Annotated in this window: 27 protein-coding genes and 1 pseudogene; 8 read left to right on the forward strand and 20 right to left on the reverse strand. The window is 48.4% G+C overall.

What is annotated here, in order from left to right; all coding sequences use genetic code 11:
• Positions 1 to 376: 376 nt before the first annotated feature.
• The 7 genes from P0Y67_RS06010 to P0Y67_RS06040 form a co-directional block, all read right to left on the reverse strand.
• Positions 377 to 886: a GNAT family N-acetyltransferase gene (locus P0Y67_RS06010; protein ID WP_342391135.1), complete on the reverse strand. Its 510-nt coding sequence runs from the start codon at positions 884 to 886 to the stop codon at positions 377 to 379.
• 64 nt (positions 887 to 950) lie between these two features.
• Complete coding sequence (locus tag P0Y67_RS06015) at positions 951 to 1,112, reverse strand: hypothetical protein (protein WP_192014184.1); 162 nt, start codon at positions 1,110 to 1,112, stop codon at positions 951 to 953.
• A gap of 65 nt (positions 1,113 to 1,177) precedes the next feature.
• Positions 1,178 to 1,768 (reverse strand): GNAT family N-acetyltransferase, encoded by a 591-nt coding sequence (locus P0Y67_RS06020; protein WP_342391136.1) that lies wholly within the window; start codon positions 1,766 to 1,768, stop codon positions 1,178 to 1,180.
• Positions 1,769 to 1,788: 20 nt separating this feature from the next.
• A complete protein-coding gene (locus P0Y67_RS06025) occupies positions 1,789 to 2,514 on the reverse strand; it encodes an esterase/lipase family protein (RefSeq protein WP_342391137.1) in 726 nt (241 codons plus the stop codon).
• A gap of 233 nt (positions 2,515 to 2,747) precedes the next feature.
• Positions 2,748 to 4,808: a PhoX family protein gene (locus P0Y67_RS06030; protein ID WP_342391138.1), complete on the reverse strand. Its 2,061-nt coding sequence runs from the start codon at positions 4,806 to 4,808 to the stop codon at positions 2,748 to 2,750.
• Positions 4,809 to 4,977: 169 nt separating this feature from the next.
• Positions 4,978 to 5,376 carry a carboxymuconolactone decarboxylase family protein gene (locus tag P0Y67_RS06035; RefSeq protein WP_342391139.1) on the reverse strand — a complete coding sequence of 133 codons (399 nt, stop codon included), beginning with the start codon at positions 5,374 to 5,376 and terminating at the stop codon, positions 4,978 to 4,980.
• A gap of 75 nt (positions 5,377 to 5,451) precedes the next feature.
• On the reverse strand, positions 5,452 to 5,805 hold the full coding sequence (locus tag P0Y67_RS06040; protein WP_342391140.1) for a DUF2750 domain-containing protein: 354 nt from the start codon (positions 5,803 to 5,805) through the stop codon (positions 5,452 to 5,454).
• Positions 5,806 to 6,053: 248 nt separating this feature from the next.
• On the opposite strand from P0Y67_RS06040, the gene P0Y67_RS06045 reads away from it, so the two are divergent.
• Positions 6,054 to 6,671 carry a class I SAM-dependent methyltransferase gene (locus tag P0Y67_RS06045; RefSeq protein ID WP_342391141.1) on the forward strand — a complete coding sequence of 206 codons (618 nt, stop codon included), beginning with the start codon at positions 6,054 to 6,056 and terminating at the stop codon, positions 6,669 to 6,671.
• A 48-nt stretch (positions 6,672 to 6,719) separates the two neighbouring features.
• Positions 6,720 to 7,475 (forward strand): hypothetical protein, encoded by a 756-nt coding sequence (locus tag P0Y67_RS06050; protein WP_342391142.1) that lies wholly within the window; start codon positions 6,720 to 6,722, stop codon positions 7,473 to 7,475.
• Position 7,476: 1 nt separating this feature from the next.
• On the opposite strand, the gene P0Y67_RS06055 is transcribed toward P0Y67_RS06050, so the two are convergent.
• The 3 genes and pseudogenes from P0Y67_RS06055 to nrdD form a co-directional block, all read right to left on the reverse strand.
• Entirely contained in the window at positions 7,477 to 7,740 is a 264-nt protein-coding gene (locus P0Y67_RS06055) for a DUF2960 domain-containing protein (protein WP_120512255.1), read from the reverse strand.
• Positions 7,741 to 7,947: 207 nt separating this feature from the next.
• Positions 7,948 to 8,457 carry an anaerobic ribonucleoside-triphosphate reductase-activating protein gene (nrdG, locus tag P0Y67_RS06060; RefSeq protein ID WP_342391143.1) on the reverse strand — a complete coding sequence of 170 codons (510 nt, stop codon included), beginning with the start codon at positions 8,455 to 8,457 and terminating at the stop codon, positions 7,948 to 7,950.
• 15 nt (positions 8,458 to 8,472) lie between these two features.
• Positions 8,473 to 10,296, reverse strand: a pseudogene (gene nrdD / locus P0Y67_RS06065) (anaerobic ribonucleoside-triphosphate reductase); the annotation flags it as partial.
• 210 nt (positions 10,297 to 10,506) lie between these two features.
• On the opposite strand from nrdD, the gene P0Y67_RS06070 reads away from it, so the two are divergent.
• Both P0Y67_RS06070 and P0Y67_RS06075 read left to right on the forward strand, forming a co-directional pair.
• Positions 10,507 to 11,535 carry an endonuclease/exonuclease/phosphatase family protein gene (locus P0Y67_RS06070; RefSeq protein ID WP_342391144.1) on the forward strand — a complete coding sequence of 343 codons (1,029 nt, stop codon included), beginning with the start codon at positions 10,507 to 10,509 and terminating at the stop codon, positions 11,533 to 11,535.
• Positions 11,536 to 11,730: 195 nt separating this feature from the next.
• On the forward strand, positions 11,731 to 11,859 hold the full coding sequence (locus P0Y67_RS06075; RefSeq protein WP_255558089.1) for a hypothetical protein: 129 nt from the start codon (positions 11,731 to 11,733) through the stop codon (positions 11,857 to 11,859).
• A gap of 79 nt (positions 11,860 to 11,938) precedes the next feature.
• Here the strand turns inward: P0Y67_RS06075 and P0Y67_RS06080 are convergent, their stop codons facing one another.
• The 6 genes from P0Y67_RS06080 to P0Y67_RS06105 form a co-directional block, all read right to left on the reverse strand.
• The gene (locus P0Y67_RS06080) at positions 11,939 to 13,285 is read right to left on the reverse strand and encodes a VpsR-related response regulator (RefSeq protein WP_342391145.1); all 1,347 of its coding nucleotides are present in this window, start codon (positions 13,283 to 13,285) and stop codon (positions 11,939 to 11,941) included.
• 271 nt (positions 13,286 to 13,556) lie between these two features.
• Positions 13,557 to 14,084 carry a hypothetical protein gene (locus tag P0Y67_RS06085; RefSeq protein WP_342391146.1) on the reverse strand — a complete coding sequence of 176 codons (528 nt, stop codon included), beginning with the start codon at positions 14,082 to 14,084 and terminating at the stop codon, positions 13,557 to 13,559.
• A 15-nt stretch (positions 14,085 to 14,099) separates the two neighbouring features.
• Positions 14,100 to 14,780 carry a C39 family peptidase gene (locus P0Y67_RS06090; RefSeq protein ID WP_027254228.1) on the reverse strand — a complete coding sequence of 227 codons (681 nt, stop codon included), beginning with the start codon at positions 14,778 to 14,780 and terminating at the stop codon, positions 14,100 to 14,102.
• 148 nt (positions 14,781 to 14,928) lie between these two features.
• Positions 14,929 to 15,477, reverse strand: coding sequence for a hypothetical protein (locus tag P0Y67_RS06095; protein ID WP_342391147.1), 549 nt, complete (start codon positions 15,475 to 15,477; stop codon positions 14,929 to 14,931).
• Positions 15,478 to 15,657: 180 nt separating this feature from the next.
• Positions 15,658 to 15,990 carry a hypothetical protein gene (locus P0Y67_RS06100; protein ID WP_046219929.1) on the reverse strand — a complete coding sequence of 111 codons (333 nt, stop codon included), beginning with the start codon at positions 15,988 to 15,990 and terminating at the stop codon, positions 15,658 to 15,660.
• Positions 15,991 to 16,034: 44 nt separating this feature from the next.
• Complete coding sequence (locus P0Y67_RS06105) at positions 16,035 to 16,703, reverse strand: hypothetical protein (RefSeq protein ID WP_342391148.1); 669 nt, start codon at positions 16,701 to 16,703, stop codon at positions 16,035 to 16,037.
• Positions 16,704 to 17,069: 366 nt separating this feature from the next.
• On the opposite strand from P0Y67_RS06105, the gene P0Y67_RS06110 reads away from it, so the two are divergent.
• The 3 genes from P0Y67_RS06110 to P0Y67_RS06120 all read left to right on the forward strand — a co-directional run bounded on the left by P0Y67_RS06110 (position 17,070) and on the right by P0Y67_RS06120 (position 19,193).
• Positions 17,070 to 18,098: a transporter gene (locus P0Y67_RS06110; RefSeq protein WP_342391149.1), complete on the forward strand. Its 1,029-nt coding sequence runs from the start codon at positions 17,070 to 17,072 to the stop codon at positions 18,096 to 18,098.
• Between the two features lie 199 nt (positions 18,099 to 18,297).
• Entirely contained in the window at positions 18,298 to 18,699 is a 402-nt protein-coding gene (locus P0Y67_RS06115) for a DUF2750 domain-containing protein (protein WP_161444629.1), read from the forward strand.
• A 125-nt stretch (positions 18,700 to 18,824) separates the two neighbouring features.
• Entirely contained in the window at positions 18,825 to 19,193 is a 369-nt protein-coding gene (locus P0Y67_RS06120; RefSeq protein ID WP_337111312.1) for a HopJ type III effector protein, read from the forward strand.
• Between the two features lie 55 nt (positions 19,194 to 19,248).
• Here the strand turns inward: P0Y67_RS06120 and P0Y67_RS06125 are convergent, their stop codons facing one another.
• The gene (locus P0Y67_RS06125) at positions 19,249 to 19,692 is read right to left on the reverse strand and encodes a methyltransferase family protein (RefSeq protein WP_342391150.1); all 444 of its coding nucleotides are present in this window, start codon (positions 19,690 to 19,692) and stop codon (positions 19,249 to 19,251) included.
• Between the two features lie 232 nt (positions 19,693 to 19,924).
• Here P0Y67_RS06125 and P0Y67_RS06130 point away from each other — a divergent pair, with 232 nt between their 5' ends.
• Positions 19,925 to 20,347 carry a DUF3010 family protein gene (locus P0Y67_RS06130; protein WP_218386605.1) on the forward strand — a complete coding sequence of 141 codons (423 nt, stop codon included), beginning with the start codon at positions 19,925 to 19,927 and terminating at the stop codon, positions 20,345 to 20,347.
• Between the two features lie 52 nt (positions 20,348 to 20,399).
• On the opposite strand, the gene P0Y67_RS06135 is transcribed toward P0Y67_RS06130, so the two are convergent.
• From P0Y67_RS06135 to P0Y67_RS06145, 3 genes are all read right to left on the reverse strand, one after another.
• Positions 20,400 to 20,633: a DUF3820 family protein gene (locus P0Y67_RS06135; RefSeq protein WP_192014215.1), complete on the reverse strand. Its 234-nt coding sequence runs from the start codon at positions 20,631 to 20,633 to the stop codon at positions 20,400 to 20,402.
• A 45-nt stretch (positions 20,634 to 20,678) separates the two neighbouring features.
• A complete protein-coding gene (locus P0Y67_RS06140; protein WP_342391151.1) occupies positions 20,679 to 21,296 on the reverse strand; it encodes a fumarylacetoacetate hydrolase family protein in 618 nt (205 codons plus the stop codon).
• A gap of 77 nt (positions 21,297 to 21,373) precedes the next feature.
• On the reverse strand, positions 21,374 to 21,961 hold the full coding sequence (locus P0Y67_RS06145) for a YceI family protein (RefSeq protein WP_342391152.1): 588 nt from the start codon (positions 21,959 to 21,961) through the stop codon (positions 21,374 to 21,376).
• Positions 21,962 to 22,098: the final 137 nt, after the last annotated feature.

Consider the following 22,098-nt stretch of genomic DNA (forward strand, 5'->3'; position numbering starts at 1 on the left):
TTGGCTATCTCAGCCCTGAGAATTTTGAATTGAAGAACAGTGCTTAGCTAAGTGTCCAGAGTTAGTGGATCAGATCATGGTGATCGATCCTACGATTTAACAACTTCTCATTCATGATACAAAATATATCATCTTGTCTTAGCTGAATGCCATTTGCTACTCGTTTCAACACAGGTAATCAGGGCTGTAAATATTTATTGTCGGATCATCAGCAAACCCCGCTCCGCGCCTGAAACGGGCCTTTTAGTCAAGTCGCCCGAGCGGTGGCTATGCTAGAAAACATTGACTTTCAAACGGTTAAAGACTGCTTGCCAGCAGACCGGGTGCGAGTGACCCCGCTCCCGAGACTGTTTGTGGCCAACACACTTACAAGGTTTTACACCGTTAATTGCTTATAGAAAAATATCGTTGCATCCAACTGACCTGACGCACTCAGGGCAAAGTCAGGAATTCTTCCCGCTTCGGTATAACCCAGTTTACGGTAAAGGGATGAAGCAACATCCCCTTCCCGGGTATCGAGCACAATCAGGCTGCGCTGCCACTGCTGACAACATGCTTCAGCCGTGGCCATCAATGCTTTTCCAACCCCTTTGCCGCGGGCAGCCGTGTTAACCATCAGTTTTTCCACTTCCGCCCTGTGGTATCCGTTACGTTTTGACGTCAAAGCAAGCTGCACCGTGCCAATGACGGAGTCGCCCTCACAGGCGACAAACAATTTACGCCCGTCACCTATGTCATTTCCCACTCCAAGCCAGTAAGCCTCGGCTTCCGCATCGCTTAACGGGGGCAAAAAACCTATGGAAGCGCCGTCATCCACGCAGTTTTGCAACAGCGGAATTAACTGCGCCTTAAAGGGTGAAACGTCCTGAATCTCTATCACATCCATATTAGTTACCCGTACAACCAAAATAATATTTTACCTGTTAAACACTGTCTCTATTTAAGCGTGATCATGGGGTCTGAATCACGCAGATCGGGAAATCACCCGGGTTTCTGCCGCCGCCCATATCCAAACATACGTCTTCATAGCGAAAACGTTCAAATTGCATACCGGCCCAGAAAACAGCCAGCAGTATGGCCAGAGCAGCAACGACTTGCATCACTTTTTTCATAACACCCTCTCTGAAGCAGACTGAATATCAGCCTGAACATACAGACCTCACCTGGCACAATCCGCTCAAGTGAAGCTATTTCCACATCCGGGCGCTGCGAAAGACAGCCCCGTTTTTTTCCAGCGGCGGAGGTCCATTTCCATAGTGACAACGTCCCACCAGCGCCCTTTAAAGTAACGGTGGGAATGCAACCGCTCGGCTTCGATCATACCAAGACGGCGACAAAGTGCTATTGCCGCTTTATTGGCCGCCAATGTTTCTGCATACACTCGGTGAATCCCTAAATCTTCAAAACCAAAGTTGACTAGCCCTATCATTGCTTCTTCTGCAATGCCCTGCCCATGACAGGCTCGCAGCAAACCGCAGCCAACCGATGCATCACCGCTGTTATCTATGCGTAATCCCGCAGTACCGATCAAAGGAGACACTGGTTCCTTGCCTTGTGCCAGACGGATCGCTAACTGATATTTTGCCCGGGGGCGTTCTCTGGCCTGCTCAACAAACAGAGTGACCAGATCACGCATAGTCTTCTCATTGCAATCTTGCTCACTGTAAAAACGCTGATACTTTTCATCTTGTGCCATCGCCAGATACGCATCTGTATCTGACGGCAGGAAATCCGTTAAGGCTAACCGTGGTGTAGGAAGTACAAACATGCGGGCGATCCTTGAATCTTTTAATGATTATCTATAAAGCGGCCCTGACGTAAAAATGTCATGGTCTGAGCAATAACTTCATGATTGTTCATGATAAAGGTATGGCTGACCGGCAGGACCAGATGCGATTGCATCCCCTCGACCCGGGTACTGGCGACCGACACTTTACCGTCATGAGGCAAGGGCAACAGCCAGGAGGTCAGCAGGTTGATACTGTAATTGCCTGCAATCACGCCCAGCTCAAACTGAACCGGTCCGAGCGTATTGGGCACACTGGCCTTATCCGTGCCCAGTTGTTGACCCGCCGGGCCGTAAATCCACTGATACAGTGTAAAATCACGCATCGCATCCACAATTTCACTGCCTTTGTTGGGCGGAGCAAGCATCACAACCCTGCCAAGGCCTGATATGTGATTTGCCGATAGATACTGCCGGACTAAGATGCCGCCCATTGAGTGTGTAACAAAATGAACCGGTTCAATGTGCTGGCACTGAGACAGCGCTTGCGGAATGACGGACGCCGCAAGGGTCTCAATACTTGCCGTTGTCGACGGGTAATCCATATTCACAGTCTGATACCCTGCCTGCTCCAGTGCCGTTGCCATGGTATCCATCGCATTTGCTGTTCTGGCAAGGCCATGCAACAAAATCACACATCCCGGCGACTGTGATGGCGCCGCCTTAACAGCGACAGATACCGCACACAAAACAACCAGCAGAACAACCTTCACACCTGCATATCTCATTCGCTATCAATCCTGACGGTAAACCCGGTCAATCTGAAAGACGCATCAAAACATCCTTTACAAATCATAGATCTATTATGCATCAGGGTGAGTTTTAATGAAATCTTCATCAGGGAAAGTCGCGAAGAAATGAAATCGGAGGATAGATATCAATAGAAAGGTATCAAAGGAAATTGCAACGAAAAACCCGCAGTCAGACTGCGGGTTGATAACGGGTTAGAAGACCGCTGACATCAGATGCCAATCTCTCCGCCATCATTACGGCGAATCACTACAGTGGCGGCACGAGGGCGAACCGTCTGACCTGACGGGGTTTCTGTCGTCGCGTTATCAGAATACGGCCAATTGTCCGGATGCTGAATGTTAATAAAGACAGATTTATAATCAGGACTGATCGCAAAGCCCGTCACTTCACAACCGTTAGGGCCGACAAAAAAGCGTTTCAGCTGGCTTTGGTTTGCGCCGGTGACCGCTTGCTGCTGACCCTGACTGTCCACCATGGCAGAGGGTACAATCGCCAGCATCTGATCATTGGTATAACTGGTGACATCCGCCGCCCCATTATCCGTCTGCACCCACAGGATACCGCGCTCATCAAATGCCAGGCCATCCGGGCTGGCAAACATATTGAGCTCGGTCAGGCCAGACAGATTAGTGTCGGCATCTGCACTGGCGGGTGAGCCAAACAGGAAAATGTCCCAGCTGAACGAGGTCGCATCACTGCCTTCATCCCAGCGGATAATATGACCAAAGTAGTTATTCAGGCGCGGGTTAGCGACATTGGCTTCTGTGCGGCTCGAATTGTTGGTCAGCGTCAGATACACAGTGCCTGTAAACGGATCCACTGTGGTCCATTCCGGTCTGTCCATTGGCGTTGCCCCCACAAGATCAGCCGCCCCGGCGGTATTGAGCAAAATAGCGGCCAATGAATCAAAGGTATCGCCCAGCACACCACCACCTGTGGTCGGGCTGTTCATGGTCAGTGGTAACCAGCTACCTGCCCCGTCTTCTGAAAACTTCGCCACGTACAAGGTGCCGTGATCCATATACTTATCGCCCACAGCGCGGCGGTTCGACGGATTGGCATCTGCCGGGTCCCATACCGCGTCAGAGACAAATTTGTAGATGTATTCAAATTTTGAGTCATGCCCCGAATAGAAAACAATCGGTTTTCCTTCCTCCAGCTTGCCGAAAGCGCAGCCTTCATGGCGGAAACGGCCCAGAGCGGTACGTTTTACCGCACGGGCATTCTGGCTGTAGGGATCGATTTCCACGATGTAACCAAAGCCATTGGCTTCGTTGCGATAATCAGCGGCGGCACTTGCCGCGGTTGGGGTGACATTAAAACGCGTAAATTCATCAAGGCGTTCATCTGCATCACCGGCCAGATCATCCCAGCCATAACGTGTGGCCGAGCCCGATACGCCGATGCGATTCTGCTCTTCGGTCTTAGTGCCTGTATTGACAAAATAACCCGGCCAGTTCTCTTCACAGGTCAGATAGGTGCCCCAGGGGGTATAGCCGTTACCGCAGTTGTTCAGTGTGCCGCGGGTCTGGCTGCCATCGGGCGAGAAACGGGTTTCAAGATAAGAGGTGTACGCCAGCGGGCCTGCCATATCCATCACAGTGGCCGCCGTAAAACGCCGGTTAAGCGGATCGTTATCAACAATCGCCCACTGATTACCGGTGAGTTTTACACGCACTACACTGACGCCGTGCGCGTTGATCTCTTTGCGGATTTCCTCGGCACTGGTGCGCAAATTGGTGCCAAAATCTGTCGTCGGTCCGTTGGGATGTAACGCATCAGGTTCGATGTACTCATGGTTAATACACAGTAAACCATCATCGGCAGCGTCGTTGAGCGGGAAAAAGTGCATGCCGTCATGGTTCATCCCCATCGCGTTCGCCTGATCCTCTGCCGAGTTATTGCCCGTGTTATCCCAGGCGCTGGCTTTATTGTTCAACGGGGTGCCCCAGGGGACCAGCACCTGGGCGGAATAACCGGCCGGCACAGCCACGGCGTCCAGTAAAGAGCCGGGAATGGAATCGAAATTCAGCACGGCTGTGCTGCGGTTTGGCGCTTCAGGATTTGTCCCCGAGCCGCCGTTAGATTTACCAGAGTCACTGTCACTGCCACAGCCGGCCAGACCAAAGGTGCTCAATGCGGTCAGTGCACCCAGACCTAATGTGCTTTTCAGTGCGGTACGGCGGGAAAGGTGCTTATCCAGCACCTGCTGAAACGTTTCATTGCCACTCTTGTTGTAACATGTTGGATCGAATGTTGCCTTGCTCATCAGACTTCCCCAGTTAAGTTTCTTATCAGCTTTTATGTGTTAACGGGCACACATACTGAGCGCAGAGTGTTACAACTGGGTGCAATCTTAATGACGCTTAGGTTTCATTATCTTTAAAATCAGAATCTTACAAGGTGAAAATTCAAACTGGCTGACAGAGCGCTTCTGCTCAGTCACTCAGTTCAGTGGGTATGATTCCCGACTCCTGAAACACGTTTTTTGCCACTGTCATGCCGTTGATCGCTGCCGGAAAACCGGCATAGACGGCCATCTGCAGTATCACTTCGACAATCTGCTGAGGCTGGCAGCCAATATGGAGTGCACCTTTGATATGGCTGGCCAGTTGCGGCTGGCAGTTGCCCATCGCCGTTAACGCCGAAATAGTCGCCAGCTCGCGGGTCTTAAAATCCAGCCCCTCTCTGGAAAGCACCTCACCGAACGGAAAGCTGATAATAAAATCGGCCAGCTCAGGACAAATTGCCTGAAAGGTTTCCTTCAAATGCTGCTCTGCTCCCGGGTCCAGTTCATTGAGCCTGGCCAGCCCGGCCTGATAACGTTTTGAATCCATAAATTGCCTGCTTTTATAAAAAATAGCGCCAAAAAAACCGCCTGCCGGCGGTTTTCACTGTATGTTCGAAGAGTATTACAAATACTGTTTCGCCACTTCCTGAGGTTCCATTTCAGCACCTTCCAGTTCCTGGTTCCAGTTCAGGCCAACCAGTACCCCTTCTTCAGACAGGGTGATCATCCAGTCCTGAACAAACACGTCTAGTGGCAGCTGAGATGGCTGAAATTCAGCCCATTCTTCCACACAATGAAATTTCGCATCCGCTTCAGTGGACCAGAACGGCATCACTTCCGACTCTTCAAACTCGCTTGAGTCAACAGACAGCCAATCCCCTTCTTCATTGCACAGGCCGTACACCACATGCGTCTCTTTAGACTCAGTGAAGAACAATTCAGCATTCGCCTGTACGTCTGTAGTTAATTTCGTCATGATGATTTCTCTCTTGATTGGGGGCTCGCTGGTTCGCGGGCTTGTTGGCGCAAATAGTAGCAAAGTTTGTGCGCAATGTAAGATCAAATTCTTGATACGGCGCAACACTTTTGCCTCTGCCCGCCTGCCGGGGCCATGGATGACAGGTCTGAGAATCCGCACGAAGAGGATGCACAAAGATTATCGCTGTGTCTAACAATTGAACGTTGGCTTCAGCACGCGCGGCTTATACTTGAAATGACCACGAAGTGAGCATTATCGAGGTATACATGGCCACCATAGACTGGCAAACCTATCTGTTTCCATCCGCTCTGCAAGCGCCCCGTACGCACTTGGTTGAAGCACATCAATTACTGGGTGAACGACTCAGAGGGAAAGTGGCGGTTGACTGCGGGTGCGGCCATGGCAGAGATACCTTCTATCTGTTAGAGCAGCGTTATCGTGTGTATGCCTTTGACAATAATCTGGAAAGCCTGAGGCAGTTATCCACCCATCCTCTTGCTGCCTCGAATCCGCTGCTGGATCTGCAGCATTGCTCCTTCAGCGAATACCGCTTTCCTAAAGCCCATCTGGTCAATGCCAGTGCGTCATTGTTCTTCTGTCCGCGCACAGATTTTTACGGTGTATGGCAGAAAATCGTGCAGTGCCTCAATCCGGGGGGAATCTTCTGTGGCCATTTCCTGGGCATGAATGGTGATGATTCCGACTTTTCAGACAAGATAATGACGCACAGCAAGCCAGAGCTGGAGCGGCTGTTCAGTCAATTCTACGTCGTGACCTGGCAGCAGCGCCATGAGGTCTCTTCCCGGCTGACGGGCGAAAAACGCCAATGGCACATTCATACTTTCATTGCGATGAAAAAGTAGCAGCCATTGACTGTCATGCCTGGATCGGAGCAACTAAAAGCGGGGCTGTTGATTGGGTCAGCCCTGTTGCTCATTGTTGTGACCCTGTACTGGGCGCCGATAACCCAACCAGCCAATTTTTACGATTATGCCGATAACCACCAGCGATTCGGCATCAACAACTTCAGCAACGTCATTACCAACCTGCCGTTTTCCGTAGTCGGGTTGCTGGGTATCAGGCTGCTCAGCCGGATCCCGTCGCGACAGGCCGATCAGGTTATCGAACCTGAAATATCCAGCGCGTATTTCCTGTTTTTTCAGGCCCTGCTAGCCACCAGCCTTGGCTCAGCGTTTTACCATCTCTCGCCCGCCCCGTTCGGATTGATGTTAGACCGCATTCCGATCAGCCTGGCTTTTGTTAACTTGTATTGCATCGTCTTAAGCGAGTACATTTCGCCGAGGTTAGGACAGCGATTGCTGTTGCCATTGAATGTCTACGGACTGCTTGCCGTTGTGTACTGGTATCTGATGACGACCTATCAGGGAGGCGCTGCGGATTTAAGTGCGTATATTCTGATTCAGTTGCTGCCCATTGTGCATTTGCCACTGATTCTGATGCTGTATCAGGAAAGACGCCCCGGTGGCAGATATTATCTGGCGGCACTGGTGACATACGGATTCGCCAAGATTGCCGAGCAGCAAGACACCGCTATCTATCTGCTGACTGGGGAGTGGATCAGCGGCCACAGCATCAAGCATTTGTTGGCCGCTCTGGCAGGTTGGTGGATTTATCGTTTACTGCAATTGCGAGCAGCAAAAAGATAACTTATTTTTCACCAATTCCACGATGCTGTTTCGGTGCCAGCGTTATTTTGCCGAACCCCAGCTTACGAAAGTGGCTGTCACGAAAGTCTCTTACTGCCTTCTCGCCGCTGGACACAGCTTCTACCTGCTGTTCCATTTTCAGATATCCAGTTAAATCAATCCCTTCTGCAGCGGCAACCGCCTCGTGAATAGAGCGAAACTGGCTGTAGGAAAAACTGATGTGCTTTTCCTGATCTTTATAGGTGTAAATAATTGTTCGTGACATAGCAGGACTCGAGTCGTTCTTGGTTTGAATCGGGTGGCGAAGTGTACCGAAAATTCCCTGCCAAGCCCAGCACTGGTCGGTGTTTTAACCATGGGTTTATCCACCTCGGTATTATTCATGCACTATGTTTTCCCACAGTTATACACAGAAACAGTGGATAACTTTAGCAATTATCAATAAAAGCCATGAAAATTGAATGGGTTAATATCAACGCTGTTGATAATTGTTCATTTCTACCCATGCACCTGACGGCCCGGCTTTGCGCAATACCCGCTGGTTACTGCTGCCCCGCCAGATAAGTGAGGCATGATGTAACGGCTGAACAAAGGGGCCATCAATCATCACATCAATATAGGATACCACCCGTTTTTGCTCCGCAGTCAGGTGCTCCATCAGATACCCGGTCCACAGCCAGATATCTTTATCCGGGCATTGCTGTCTGACCCTTTTCACTAACTGACTGATGCTGCCCAGATTGGCCGGATGAAGCGGATCGCCACCGGACAGCGACAATCCCCGGCGCAAAATACGCGTATCCTGCAGATCAGCAATGATGGCATCTTCCATTGTCTGGTCAAAATATCGGCCACTGCTAACCGGCCAGGTCGATTGGTTATAGCACCCCCGGCACTGATGCTCACAGCCTGAGACAAACAGGGTACAGCGTGTACCCGGCCCGTTGACCACATCGCAGTTATAGTATTGATGAAAGTTCACTCTCACTCCCGAGCATTACATATGTTTGACACGACGACGGACTTCTTCCTGCTTGCCGGCATTGAAAGGCCGTGCATCCGGGCTGCCAAGATAACCGCAGACCCGGCGGATAACAGAGACTCTGGCGGGCTCTGTGTTGCCGCATGCAGGGCAGGTAAACCCCTTGCTGGTGCAGCGAAACTCCCCTGAAAAACCACAGTCGTAGCATTCATCGATAGGGGTATTTGTCCCGTAATAAGGTACCCGGGAATAGCTGTAATCCCACACGTTTTCAAGCGCTTCCAAATTATGCTGCAGATTCGGGTATTCGCCGTAGCAGATGAATCCCCCGCTGGACACTGCGGGGTAAGCCATTTCAAAGTCAATTTTGTCGTAAGGATTGACTTTCTTTTCGACATCCAGATGAAAACTGTTGGTGTAGTAACCTTTATCCGTTACCCCTTCAATTTCCCCGAACTGTTTTCTGTCCAGCGCGCAAAAACGGCTGCACAGGTTTTCACTGGGCGTGGCATACAAACTGAATCCGTAACCGGTTTCCTGCTTCCAGCTGTCCACGGCCTGTCGCAGAAAACGAACGATGGCCAGCGCTTTTTCCTGCCGGTGCTGGCAATCAAAAATATGCACATCACTGCCATACAGTGCATTGATGGTTTCATGTAAGCCAATATAGCCCAGGGAAATCGATGCCCGGCCGTGGCGGAACAAATCGCTGACTTCGTCTTCAGGGCCAAGCCGTACGCCGCAGGCACCTTCCATGTACAAAATAGGCGCCACTTTGGCTTTCACGCCGTTTAACGATGATATTCGGTACGCCAGTGCTTCTCTGGCGAGCTGTAAACGTGCTGACAATAACTGATAGAAGACCTCTTCCTGACCGCAGGCTTCCAGCGCAATACGCGGCAAATTCAGACTGACGACGCCAATATTGCAGCGCCCTTCATGAACCAGCCTGCCATCGGTTTCAAAGCGATCCAGAAAACTGCGGCACCCCATGGGCGTTTTAAACGAGCCCGTCACCGCTTCTACCTGTTCGACATTGAGGATATCGGGGTACATGCGTTTTGACGCACACTCCAGCGCAAGTTGCTTGATATCATAATTGCCGTCTTCCGGTTTATGGTTGATGCCGTCTTTAATAGCAAACACCAGTTTGGGGAACACGGCGGTTTTTCTGTTTTTTCCCAGACCGGCAATGCGGTTTTTCAGTATGGACTCCTGAATAAGACGCGACTCCCAGGACGTGCCAAGACCAAAACCAAAAGTGACAAAAGGCGTTTGCCCATTGGCGGTATGCAGCGTATTTACTTCATATTCCAGTGACTGAAAGGCATCAAAACATTCTTTTTCCGTCCTCTGCCTGGCGTATGCTCTGGCATCGGGGATCTCCCACTCCCGGGCAACCTCCAGGTGTTTTTGATAACTTCTGGTGACATAGGGTGCCAATACTTCATCAATGCGGTTCACCGTTGTGCCGCCATAAATATGGCTGGCAACCTGGGCGATGATCTGAGCTGTCACTGCTGTCGCCGTTGAGATAGAGCGAGGCGTGGCAATATCGGCATTGCCCATCTTGAAACCCTGGGTCAGCATGGTCTCCAGATCGATCAACATGCAGTTAAACATCGGAAAGAATGGCGCATAATCCAGATCATGAAAGTGCAGATCGCCACTGTCATGCGCATCAGCAATATCCTGAGGCAACAGAAATTGGCGGGCATAATGCTTTGCCACTATTCCCGCCAATAAATCCCGCTGAGTAGGAATGACTCTGCTGTCTTTGTTCGCGTTTTCATTCAGCAGTTCGGCATGGGTTTGCCCCATCAGTCCGCGAATATCTTGCAACATCGCTTCCAGCCTGTTGTCGCTGTCCTTGTTCACTGTCACCACACACCCCATAAACACAAAATAAGCACATTGTTATTAGCACGAGACACAATATGTAGTGCATTAAGCGACAGATGCCGCAGCTTTGCTTTGATCTGAATCAGGAATGTATAAATGTCGGTTACACTTTGATAAGTGTTTCATTTCAGTGCAGGAGAGGGTCTGATGGCGGCAAGGTTAACCAGGGTAAACAGCGTTCGGTCAAGCGTTAGAATAGCGCTTGGCCTGATCCTCTGTGTCATTTTTATCAGCATTTTCAGCCATGCATCAGACACCCTGTCCTCTTTTAGCCGCGAACAGCCACAACCGCAATCACTGACTGTTATGAGCTGGAATCTGGAATGGTTTGGCACCCCCCGGGTAACCCGCACCGATGCCGATTATGCCTACTTTACTGATGTGATCCGCCGGGTCTCACCGGACATTATTGCGTTTCAGGAAGCAGACAGTAAGGAAGCCGTTGAGCGTATCCTGCCCAAAGGCCAGTACTCGCTGTATCTTTCCGACCGGTACGGCAAAACCAGTGAAAGCTTCAGAGACGGCAATCAGTACACTGGCTTTGCTATCCGCCAATCCCTGCCCGTCAGTGACCCGCAAGATATCGCCAGTCTGAATATCCGCACCGCGCCTAAGTCAGGCGAACGGGCCAGAAAAGGCCGCCTTCGCTACGGAACGTATGTGGTTGTTCACCCTCAGTCAGGCAGGCCGATACACCTGCTCAGCGTGCATTTAAAGTCCGGCTGCTACACCAGCAAGATCAGCAGACAGTCTGCGTCCTGCCGTGTCCTGAGCTATCAGGCCGGTGTGCTGAAAAACTGGATTGATCAACGGCTGGCGGCTAAAGAATCGTTTTTGATCAGCGGCGACTTTAATCACCGCATGGCCGACAGCGGTGACTGGTTGTATCGTTCCCTGAGCGCTTCTTCTTCTGATCGTCATTCTGTCCATCTGCTGACAAAAGACGTGAACGCCTCGTGCTATGTTCGTCTGAACCGCGCCAAACGCAAGGCAGAATACCGGCGATACACCGCCCTGATCGATCACTTTGTGGCGTCAGCCGACATTGCCGATGCCCTCAGGCAGGGAGAAGTCTATCAGTACCCGTTTTCCAAAAAAGATGTCAGCCGTTTAACGCTGTCGGATCACTGCCCGCTGGTACTGGACATTACTTTGCTACCAGGCTCAGGCCGTTAAGCGAAGGGCTAATAAGGTCTCGGACTTATTTGTGGGCGATTGATTTGTGGACGACGAATTTGTGAACAAGAGTCAATGATAGCCAAACGACTCTGCACATCGCCGCGTTGTCATGTTAATGTCATCTCAAACACCTAGTGTTTCTGGCAGACAGAAACCAAGCTAAGTAGTAAAGCTAAGAAGTAAGGAACACAAATGGACAGTATCAACCTGGCGACACTCGTTGTGCCAACCATGGATGAGCTTATGGTTGACCAGCCTGAGTGTGTCTACACCAATACAGATTCCGATGAGCACAACGAAATCATTCTGTTGTCTCACTAAAAAATGTCATCTCGTTCAAATTGTATAAAAACAAACACCCCGCACCAAAGTGCGGGGTGTTTCACTTCCAGCTTACGGATTATTCACGCATAAACGACGAGTTATAGTGGCGGACATCAGGCACAATATTGTGCTTGTTCAGCAACCGATACATGGTTGCACGCGACACACCCAAATCTTTGGCCGCCGAAGCAACCTGACCCCGGTGCGTTTCCAGTACCGCCACCAGCACGTCTTTCTCTGCTTCATCCTTGATATTACGCAGGCTTTGCTTGAAGTTTGCCTTACTGGGCAAATCAAAATGCTCAGCCCTTACTTCGTTCCCCTCCGCCAGCAACGCTGCCCGTTTGACCTGATTAATCAGCTCACGGACATTACCCGGCCAACTGTAGCGCAGCAAGAGTTGCTTGGAGTCTTCCGAGAAACTCGATGCCATGGTGCTGTATTCCTTGGCAAACTTCTGCAAAAAGGTTTCTGCTAACAAGAAAATATCAGAACCACGCTCACGCAAGGTTGGTACTTTTATGTGGAAGACATTCAGACGATAAAACAATTCTTTGCTGAATTCCCCTTTCGCCACCAAGGCGTCCAGATCTGCGCTGGTTGCCGCAATAATGCGAACATCGCAGGCCGAATCGCCATCCAGAGAATCACTGCCGGGTGCCTGAATGAAGGACAGGAGTAATTCCTGAAATTCTTTGGTTAACTCTTCCACATTATCCAGCATGATGGTGCCGTTAAAGCCGGCGCCTTCCTCATCAAGCCTGGACACATGTCTCAGGAAGTTCAGCTTTTCATCATCTTTGCTGAGTGCCCCGCAGTTAATTGTCACAAAGGGGGCATGTTTGCGTTTAGACAGGTTATGAATCGATTTGGCTATCAGCTCTTTGCCCGTGCCATTCTCCCCGGTAAGAAACACGTTAACTTCTGTTAACGCCACACGACGAACCATGTCACGAAGTTGTTTGATCGTTTTTGACTCGCCAAACAAGCCCATTTCGTGCTGGGTGGTAATCTCATGCCAGGAACTGGATTCAATATCCAGCATACCCAGCTGATGACCAACGGTATCCAGCAGATGGCTGCCTGGTACGGGTACAGTGAAATAGTCGACACAAAAGTTATTGATAAACTGACATATTGCATCTGTTTTCAATTGCTCTTTTTTGATCAGAGCAATCCATCTCACTTGTTTGGTTTTATTTGCCCTCAAAGATATGCTGTTCAAGCTAAAATCATTATTGCTTAAATCAACGATACAAATACATGGGCTGAACTCTTCCAGGATTGAATCAACCGTTCTTAAATCATAACAGCACTGGGTTTTCCAACCTGACTGTTCGAGAAGCGCTATCCAAGGCTCGTAGTTACATCCTATTGCCACTAGTCTGCCATTTAGTGCTTTATTTTGACATTGACCTACCATCAGAAGTCACCTTCATTTCAATGCACATTTATTATTAATGTTCATTGAAAATATAGGCAAGAAACCTCTGTTACGCGTGGTATCAATAGTAAGAATTGTCTCAAGAAATGCCTTCTCACAACATAATCAGCCAATATTCAGCAGTTTAAGATTCGAGGCAATTCTGGAACTTTTTACGACCGTATACCTGGCTGGACAAAACTGCATACAAAAAAGGTACAGCAGCCTGCTGTACCTTGACACTAACAACACAAATGAAAGGAAATAACTATCAATATCCTGTATGCAAAATCGCATTCTCAAGTCGGCTTTTCAGTACACTATGCTGGATGTATCCGTTAATATCAGCATCAATGTCTATGTTTCTCTCAATACGGATATTGCTGCCATCCAGGCTGTTTTGCACCACCTGCATGATACTGTTGGGTAATAAACTGGGCCGTTCAAAAGAGTTGTTATCCCCCACCTGCTTCAAAGTGAGCATTTCGCCGCTTGAATAGGCGGAGCCTGCAGTGGTGGTAAGCAACCCGTTGCTTATGGTGAAATTGGCAATGTGTGAGCGCAGAATCTCTTCGCCATTCAGGGCCGTGATGATACTCAGCCCTATGCTTATCAGCGAACCTTCCGCCGAGAAACCACCTCGAATTGCAGACATTTCCGATTGTGTCATGGCAATCATGCCCGAGTCATTCAATACCAACAAACTCGATGGCTTGGTGAATGCGTTCGCGGAAGTATTTGCCATGACAGCAGCACCTCCCAGGGTGGCTGCTACAACATAGTAAGATAGCTTGTTCATACTAGCCTCTGCCTTTTAGTAATCGTTTGTACCCGGCAATGTAATACTGAACGTTGACAGCGAGTCCCTTGCGACAGCATCAGATACTGGTGAAGGGTTATATACACTGTAGTTTTCTTGGGTAATGAAACTTTCGCGTCCCTCTTTTACTTTGTTTTTCACCAGCAATACCGAGCCGCGATAATAAGGTTTAAATTCACTGAGCTTCATCACCATGGTGCCACGCGATGGATCGCCCAGGATAATCTGTTCGCTGTTGATGCCTTTAATCACCACAAAGTGCATGTAGCCATCAAAATTGACAATGGTAATAGCGGGTACCCCAAGCGTTTTAAATTTCTCAAGCGGCAGGCGATAACCATTGGCATCCAGCCCAACAGACTGCATATAGTTCTTCATATCGAACATGGAAAATCCCTGTTTCTCAATTTTTTCAGGATCTCCCTTCTCAAACATCGACTTGAATACCGTATTTTCATTGGTCTCAATGCCGTAGTGATAAGTCATCAGTGAAGCCACCGCCGCAGAACCACAACTAAAGTCGTACTGCTGGCGCATCACATCACCAAAGAGTTTCTCCTGATAACTTTGCACTTTTACGTTGTATGCGCCTCGGCTTGGGAAATAGTCCAGAGCACTTACGGTTGTGCTGACCATTAATCCTGCCAGTGCCAGGGTTGCCAGTTTTATTTTCATCACCACACCCTTTATTGTTATTAACCCGACGCCGCTCTTATTGTCGTCAGGCAGGAAATCATTCTTATCTATCGGAGATTCTCAAGATGATTGAAAAGCTCCATAGGTAAAAACAATGAAAGGGCCGCCTTGCGACGGCCCGATTTGGTTAGTAACTAGCAGAGCCAGACAGTGTAGCGTTGGTGCTGGTAGATTGCTGAACCATAGAGTTATTACCTGCGTTCTGACCAGCAATGCTGATACCGGACGCATCACCAAACGAGTTCGCCATGGTGTTGAAGTGTTCAACATCAACAGTACCGGCTTTACCGTCACAGCAAGCGCCGCCATAGGTCACTTCGTTTTTAATCACTTCGCCATCAATTTCAGAATCAGCGAGTACTTTATCCATGCTGTATGATTTTTTGAAAGTTTTGTCGATTTCCACATCAGACACTTTCTTCACAACCCAGGAATTATCGCTGTTATTCTTAATGGTTTTGGATTTATCGTTACCGATGTCCTTCATGTAAAGAAAATCATTATCTTCATTGAATGAATAATCGATTTCTTTAGACTTGCTGACATCAACAGTCAATGTTTTATCGACAGTATCATTGAAGCTGCCTTCAATGTTATCTGCATCTGGATAGCCACTTGCAAACGCCATAGGCGATGCAATTATCGCTGCTAATAACAACACGTTTGATTTACGCATGATGTTACTCCAATTATGTTCCCCATAACGCATGAGATTTAAATAAATCTCATGCTGGGTAAATGTTATAGATGTTGAAGCAATGATGTTAGCCCTGCGAAACCAAATATCAATTACTAGTAATTTAACATTTAGTTTTATTCCCGGATTAAATAATCCGGCTTAGATACACTAACAGTGTTACTTCAATGTCAGGTTAACCACGGTCGCATTTTGAATTAACACATTATTACCGGTGTTTTGGACTACGTTGAATACCCCTGATGATCCGCTGAAGGCTCCGCCATCAATTACGTTATTACCAGTTGTATTGCCATACGCGCCATTACCTACGACATCACCGTACATATCCGAATCAGCTTGCATGTAGTCAATGTTGAGCTCGTACTGCCCACCCCGAGTCTCATACATTGAACTATCACTCAACGTATCGGAAGTTGTTAGAATATCCAACTCATCAGCAACTGCACCCCAAGATAACAGTACAGCTACGGTCAGCGTTAAATATCTCATGACGTCCTCCTGAGAGTTGCCTCTGACACCTCTCAGCTAATGTGTTATTGGCCCAGAAGTACAGCGTTAGTGCTAGCACTTTGTTGAACCAGCGAGTTGTTACCGGCGTTTTGACCTGCCAGGCTGATACCTGAAGCACCGGCAAAGGCACCTGTCATGTCATTGATGTGGGTCACAGTCAGTGAACCTGCATCGCCGCCACCGTTGCTACCACCATGGCCGTAACCGCGGTTACCGTAGCCACCACCATGACCCCAGTCTTTATCATCACAGCAAGCACCGCCGTATGTGACGTCATTACCAATGACTTCACCTTTCAGGTCAGATTTCGCCATGTAGAAGTTTTCATCAACATCGATTTTCCAGGTTTCAGTGTGCTTATAGTTACTTTCGAAGTGGAACTTCTTGCTATTGTCACTGTTATCTGTGTACTTAAAGCTTTTATCGTTGTTGATATCTTTCATGATCAGGTGATCATTGTCTTCGTTAAAGCTGTCGGTAATGGTTTTATCACTGTCGTAGGTCAGCGTGGCTGTCTTAGTGATATCATCATTATATGAATCAACGATGGATGAATCATTATCATCATAACCACCATTATGACCACCGTAACCACCACCACCGTAGGTTGGTGCTTGAGGATAGCCACTAGCCAGAGCCAGTGGAGATGCAACTACGACTGCCACTAACAGCGCGAGATTAGATTTACGCATGATTAAGACTCCAAATATGTTGAGTTTTTATTTTATTGCTCCCCCGTGTTGCCACGAGAGATAACTTAATACTAGTTTTCGCCACTTTTTAGTTTGTATTATTTTTAATAAAAACGATGGCAATAAAAACCACACGCATTCCTCTATTTACTTTGTCTGAACGTCCTTATTTCTAAGAATGGATTCACCAATCTCATTACTAATAATTGTATTGAGATTAATACTGTTTTTATCAGGATGCAGAAGTAAGACAAAAATAACCTTTTATTGATCACTTTTTATCGAATGCTTGACTATTCTTATGACAAGTCAGTGCAACTGACTGCCATTTTTTGGGGTGACCTTTGCAAACAAAGTGAGGATATCGTGAGAAAGTTTAACACACACAGCCTTATAGCGCTGATAGCGATCTTTTCAACCACGGTTGCTGCAGAGGAATCTACAACAACCCAACAAAAGTCGCGTCAGGTTCAGACAGTGACAGACATTCTGGAAAGACCAGGGGTACTGACACCGAAAGGGTCGTTCGTTCTTGATTCTTCCTTAACCTATACCCAGAACTCCTCCAATACCGTTTCGGTGGTCGGTTATACCGTTCTGCCATCACTCATTGTTGGCCTGATACGGGCCAGTGATATTGACAGAACCACCATGACGTTTGGCCTTACCGGACGTTACGGGATCACCAACCGGCTAGAAGTCGAAGCCAGGATTCCCTGGGTTTACCGTAACGATTCCATCTCCGAGCGGGATATCAATGGCCCTTCCAACAGTCCCACCACTAAGACAGTTGAAGGTAACGATTTGGGGGATATAGAAGCGGCATTTAAGTACCAGTTCAATATGCTCGAAGCCCCCTACTGGATAGGCAGCCTGCGCTTCAAAAGTACCACAGGGAGCTCACCTTATGAGGTACCTATTGATAGCACCAATGATTTCAAAGAGTTGCCTACAGGCTCAGGCTTTCCAAGCATAGAGCCGGGCGTCACTATGATCATGCCACTTGACCCTGCCGTGCTGTTTCTTAATGCCAGCTATATCTGGAACATTAAAGATGATGTCAGCATACAAATCCCGGCAACGGATCAAGCCCCAAGTACACAAGTCAACACCATTGATCTGGGTGACACCATTTCATTGGGCGCAGGTATGGGTTTTGCCGTCAACCCCAGATTCTCATTCAGCATTGGCCTGAACCACAAAACCATACTGAAATCGAAAGTGAACGGAGGGTATCCTGACGATGCGAAATTACTGCAACTGGATACTATTTCGTTCGGTGCCAACTATGCCGTGAACAGAGAAACCACCATAAACGTGGGTGCAGCGGCAGGGTTAACGGCTGATGCCCCTGATTTCCAATTGACCGTCCGGATACCTTATACCCTGAAATAACTCAGGCTTCTCATCAGAAATGCCAGTCTCTGCTGGCATTTTTTTCGCCTGGCCTTCCCCCTTTCTTCCCATCCCGCTTTCCACTATGCTTAGAGCAGTTGATTCTGGGCGATCTATAATGCCGTTTTTCTAAATGCTGCCAATAGCGCCGCCAAGTCAACAAATCATAATAATCAACATCCGAAAACAGGATCCAACTATGTCCACCACCCCTTTATCCACCGAACAAATTGACACTATTTTGCAGTACGATGCGGAAAAAAGATGTCAATACCTGCTGAAAGAAGTGACCAGTCAGGGGCAGATCTGGATTCTGACCGACGAACACGGCTGCGTCATGTTAAACAGCGAGGATGAAGACTGTGTGCCAATTTGGCCCAATCAGGAGTTCGCGCAAGCCTGGGCAACCGGAGACTGGGCGGAATGTAAGCCTGAATCGATTTCAATCAACAAATGGCACAGCCGCTGGACACCAGGGTTAGAAGACGACGAACTGGCGATTGTCGTGTTTCCGAACCTGGATCAGGAAGGCATTATCCTGTACCCGGAAGAGTTGGACGACGCGCTGAGACAGCAGTCCAAAAAATCAGGTAAACGTTAAGCAAGACAGCAATACACCTGAACTCACTCATAGCTTTTGCATATCCGACGCATGATGCCGGATATGCAGAGCTGCTACGGGGCTTCCCCCGTTTTCCCCCAATATAACTGAAGCAGGAGAACAGCATGGATACGCTGCTCAAAACCATCAAGGAATCACCCACGAGCGTTGCTTTCGACAACGTCCTGAGTGTCATAGACCAGCACTACGACTACAGGCCGACGGCATTCAGCAATGGTCTGGGCAATGAAACGCTTGCCAACGAAGCGGGCAGCAATGAAGGCTCGTGCCGTATTTTCGCCTTTGCCCAGCAGCACAAACTCTCTGAACAGGAAACGCTAGCCTGTTTTGGGCATCACTATTTTGATGCTGTGCTGAACAACCCTGATGGCACCGATCATATGAATATACGGACATTCATGAAATATGGCTGGCGTGGTATTCGCTTTGCCGGCCAGCCGCTAAAGCCTAAACATTCCGTTGCGGATTGCTAATCCTCAGATCCAAAACAGGGAGCACACAGCTCCCTGTTTTATAACCCGATCCCTATCAGCACCATCGTCTGACCTGCTGGCAATACTCCTGGTACTGCTGGCCAAATGCGTGTCTCAGTACTTTTTCCTCTGCCGCAATCTGCACGTAATTCATGTAAATGGCAAACACAGGAATCATGATCAGGCTGGAAATGGCTGACAAATTAAGAAAAACCGCCACCAGCAACAACAGCAAACCCAGGTAAATCGGGTTTCTTGATACCCGGTAGACGCCAGAGGTCACCAGTCGTGTAGTTTTAAGTGGATTGATTGCCGTCTTCGCACGGGCAAAGGCCATGATGCCAGCCAGCCCGAAACCGACTGCCAATACACTGAATACCCATTCCAATAAAATCTTGCCGGGAAAACTGAAACGCCATAGCGGAAAATACTGAGCCAGCAAATACATTGCAGCCAGGGTAATTAAAAACACTAAAGGGGGCGTAAGTCTGAATCTCATCTTATATCCCTTAATCACAGTCAACAGCTTGATATGAAAAGTATAAGCACATTTATAACTAAGCAGAAAAGATTGTTTGAAAAATGTTAAAGCCCTTTAACCTTTCTCTCGCTTCACCCAAATGCAACGCAGCGAAACCCGGTAAAAAATCAGCGTCACACAGTGATTATCACTGACAGCCCGTCTTATCTTGGCTTACAATAGCCGCCATAGTCATTATTCGAGATATACCATGAAAATTTTTGCCGTTGAGCTGAAAGGTAAAGAAGCTAACCTTTGTCTGCTGTCACTGAAACAAGGGATGTTTTCAATTCCTGACTGCCGATCGCAGAAACTGGTGCTTAGCGATGCCTTTGACAACCAACAGATGCGTCAATTTCAGAAAAGCTTCAAAAAGCTGGTCGAAGACTACCAGGTGGAGCACATCGTCATTAAAACCCGCGAAACGCGTGGCAAGCATGCGGGAAGCGCTGAAAGCTTCAAAATGGAAACCGCTATTCAGCTGATTGACGATCTGGATGTCACTTTTATCAGCAATGCCGATATCAAAGAAAAGCTGAAAAGAAGCCCGTTGTCAGTCGATTTCCGCGGCACAGGACTGCGCCAGTTTCAGGAAAATGCGTTTGTGGCAGGCTACGCCTTTCTGAGCCAGTAAACACAACAGGGAGCCAGACGGCTCCCTGTTAATTTCTGATAGCTGATATTGATCAGGCCTGAGCATCAAGGCGAAAACCTTTTAATGGCCTGATAACCTCTTCTAACCCTTCAATTTTCATTTCAAGCGTGATCGCCAGCAATCGACCCAGCTCGCCATCCGGAAAACCCTGCTTGGCAAACCAGAGCAGATAAGGTTCAGGTAAATCAATAAGTACCCGGCCACTGTATTTGCCAAAAGGCATTTTCATATTGGCCAGTTTAACCAAATCACGTTTTTCGAACATGGATGCCTACCGCTTTGTGTTCACTTGTCTCCGGCTGAGAAGGTGTCAGTCCTTTGCTGTCCAGCCAATACTGACCAGCTCTTCTTCATGACAGGTTAATGCACCAAGAAACTCTTGCCCTGCTATCACCTGACCAACCCCTTTCGGCGTCCCGGTCATCACCACATCGCCATCCTCAAGCGGAATGACCTTCTGCACTTCAGCCAGAATAACGTCCGGTGAGTAAAGCATGAAGGTTGTGTCGCCCTTCTGAACCAGGCTGCCATCTATGTGCAGCGTTAATCCAAGCGGGGAATCAGAAGCGGGCAAAGCGACGAACTCACTGAACAGCGCGGCTCCTTCGAACACCTTGCTGCGCTCCCACGGCAAGCCTTTGCCTTTCAGTTTAGATTGCAAATCACGCTTGGTCAGATCCAACCCCAGAGCAGCTGCGCTGAACCGGCCGCCATGATAGAGATACGCGATCTCGGCTTCATAATGCAGCACTTCACCACCATGGGTGGCGTGTAATTGATCTCCAATCGCAGTGTTAGGCTTCATGAAAATGACCATCTCTTCGGGCACTTCATTACCTAGCTCTTCGATGTGGGCTGCATAATTTCGGCCTATGCAGACCACTTTTCCCGGTTGAATTTGCTTACCATTGACCACCACACGCTTCATGACCATTCCCTGTATTCAATGTGAATAAGACAAGAGCATAATGAGCGGGACCGCCAAGGTCAAAATAATTCAGAGGGTTATGGCTCAGGCACAAACGCCAGATTCACAAAGACTGGGACACTTGGCAGTATGCCATTCAAATTCGCGACTTCTTGTAACGCGGTAATTCCCTTTTCCAGGCCAAAGGCTTTCGCATCAAGGATAATCGGGCTCTGGCTGCTGACCATCAACGTGCCGTCAACCAGCCGTGTAATCCGCAAATCCGCATTGACCGGATTAATCGCACCATGCAGATTAAGCTTAAGAGACACTTGCTGAGTCAGTGTTTCTCCCGGTTTCAGATCCGCCAGCCCGGTCACATCAACCTCACCTTCCAGCATTGCTTTGGGAAAGTCCGACACATTAAACAGCATCGCTTTCATGCGTTCATCCCGGATGGGGATTTGTGTGTCTACACTGGATAAATCCAGCATCACCTGCACTTCGCCCTGATCCGTGATAGAGCCTTCGATTTCTTTAAATGAATGCTGCTCAATCACACTGTTATTTTTTACGGATAAAAATCGCAATTGCGATTGGCTGTTATCCAGTTTCCATGCCGCTGATGCACAGAGAGGAAATACCGCCAGAGCGACAAAAAAAATGTTGCGAACAAATAAAGCCATAACTATCTCCAGAAATACGATGACATGGATATAATCATAGGCAGTTTCCGTCCATTTCGCGTGTAAAATAACTGTGAAGTTACCATTTATCGAGCGAATTCACTTTTTGTCTTGAACAATGCAATCAATTACTTACT

The sequence above is a fragment of the Photobacterium sp. SP02 genome (assembly GCF_038519165.1).
Taxonomy (GTDB): Bacteria; Pseudomonadota; Gammaproteobacteria; order Enterobacterales; family Vibrionaceae; genus Photobacterium; species Photobacterium halotolerans.

Excerpts from the sequence above, each read along its gene's own strand:
- P0Y67_RS06010 (WP_342391135.1), bottom strand. The coding sequence starts at position 886 with ATGGATGTGATAGAGATTCAGGACGTTTCACCCTTTAAGGCGCAGTTA.
- P0Y67_RS06015 (WP_192014184.1), bottom strand. The coding sequence starts at position 1,112 with ATGAAAAAAGTGATGCAAGTCGTTGCTGCTCTGGCCATACTGCTGGCT.
- P0Y67_RS06020 (WP_342391136.1), bottom strand. The coding sequence starts at position 1,768 with ATGTTTGTACTTCCTACACCACGGTTAGCCTTAACGGATTTCCTGCCG.
- P0Y67_RS06025 (WP_342391137.1), bottom strand. The coding sequence starts at position 2,514 with ATGAGATATGCAGGTGTGAAGGTTGTTCTGCTGGTTGTTTTGTGTGCG.
- P0Y67_RS06030 (WP_342391138.1), bottom strand. The coding sequence starts at position 4,808 with ATGAGCAAGGCAACATTCGATCCAACATGTTACAACAAGAGTGGCAAT.
- P0Y67_RS06035 (WP_342391139.1), bottom strand. The coding sequence starts at position 5,376 with ATGGATTCAAAACGTTATCAGGCCGGGCTGGCCAGGCTCAATGAACTG.
- P0Y67_RS06040 (WP_342391140.1), bottom strand. The coding sequence starts at position 5,805 with ATGACGAAATTAACTACAGACGTACAGGCGAATGCTGAATTGTTCTTC.
- P0Y67_RS06055 (WP_120512255.1), bottom strand. The coding sequence starts at position 7,740 with ATGTCACGAACAATTATTTACACCTATAAAGATCAGGAAAAGCACATC.
- P0Y67_RS06070 (WP_342391144.1), top strand. The coding sequence starts at position 10,507 with ATGGCGGCAAGGTTAACCAGGGTAAACAGCGTTCGGTCAAGCGTTAGA.
- P0Y67_RS06075 (WP_255558089.1), top strand. The coding sequence starts at position 11,731 with ATGGACAGTATCAACCTGGCGACACTCGTTGTGCCAACCATGGATGAG.
- P0Y67_RS06080 (WP_342391145.1), bottom strand. The coding sequence starts at position 13,285 with ATGGTAGGTCAATGTCAAAATAAAGCACTAAATGGCAGACTAGTGGCA.
- P0Y67_RS06085 (WP_342391146.1), bottom strand. The coding sequence starts at position 14,084 with ATGAACAAGCTATCTTACTATGTTGTAGCAGCCACCCTGGGAGGTGCT.
- P0Y67_RS06090 (WP_027254228.1), bottom strand. The coding sequence starts at position 14,780 with ATGAAAATAAAACTGGCAACCCTGGCACTGGCAGGATTAATGGTCAGC.
- P0Y67_RS06095 (WP_342391147.1), bottom strand. The coding sequence starts at position 15,477 with ATGCGTAAATCAAACGTGTTGTTATTAGCAGCGATAATTGCATCGCCT.
- P0Y67_RS06100 (WP_046219929.1), bottom strand. The coding sequence starts at position 15,990 with ATGAGATATTTAACGCTGACCGTAGCTGTACTGTTATCTTGGGGTGCA.
- P0Y67_RS06105 (WP_342391148.1), bottom strand. The coding sequence starts at position 16,703 with ATGCGTAAATCTAATCTCGCGCTGTTAGTGGCAGTCGTAGTTGCATCT.
- P0Y67_RS06115 (WP_161444629.1), top strand. The coding sequence starts at position 18,298 with ATGTCCACCACCCCTTTATCCACCGAACAAATTGACACTATTTTGCAG.
- P0Y67_RS06120 (WP_337111312.1), top strand. The coding sequence starts at position 18,825 with ATGGATACGCTGCTCAAAACCATCAAGGAATCACCCACGAGCGTTGCT.
- P0Y67_RS06125 (WP_342391150.1), bottom strand. The coding sequence starts at position 19,692 with ATGAGATTCAGACTTACGCCCCCTTTAGTGTTTTTAATTACCCTGGCT.
- P0Y67_RS06130 (WP_218386605.1), top strand. The coding sequence starts at position 19,925 with ATGAAAATTTTTGCCGTTGAGCTGAAAGGTAAAGAAGCTAACCTTTGT.
- P0Y67_RS06135 (WP_192014215.1), bottom strand. The coding sequence starts at position 20,633 with ATGTTCGAAAAACGTGATTTGGTTAAACTGGCCAATATGAAAATGCCT.
- P0Y67_RS06140 (WP_342391151.1), bottom strand. The coding sequence starts at position 21,296 with ATGAAGCGTGTGGTGGTCAATGGTAAGCAAATTCAACCGGGAAAAGTG.
- P0Y67_RS06145 (WP_342391152.1), bottom strand. The coding sequence starts at position 21,961 with ATGGCTTTATTTGTTCGCAACATTTTTTTTGTCGCTCTGGCGGTATTT.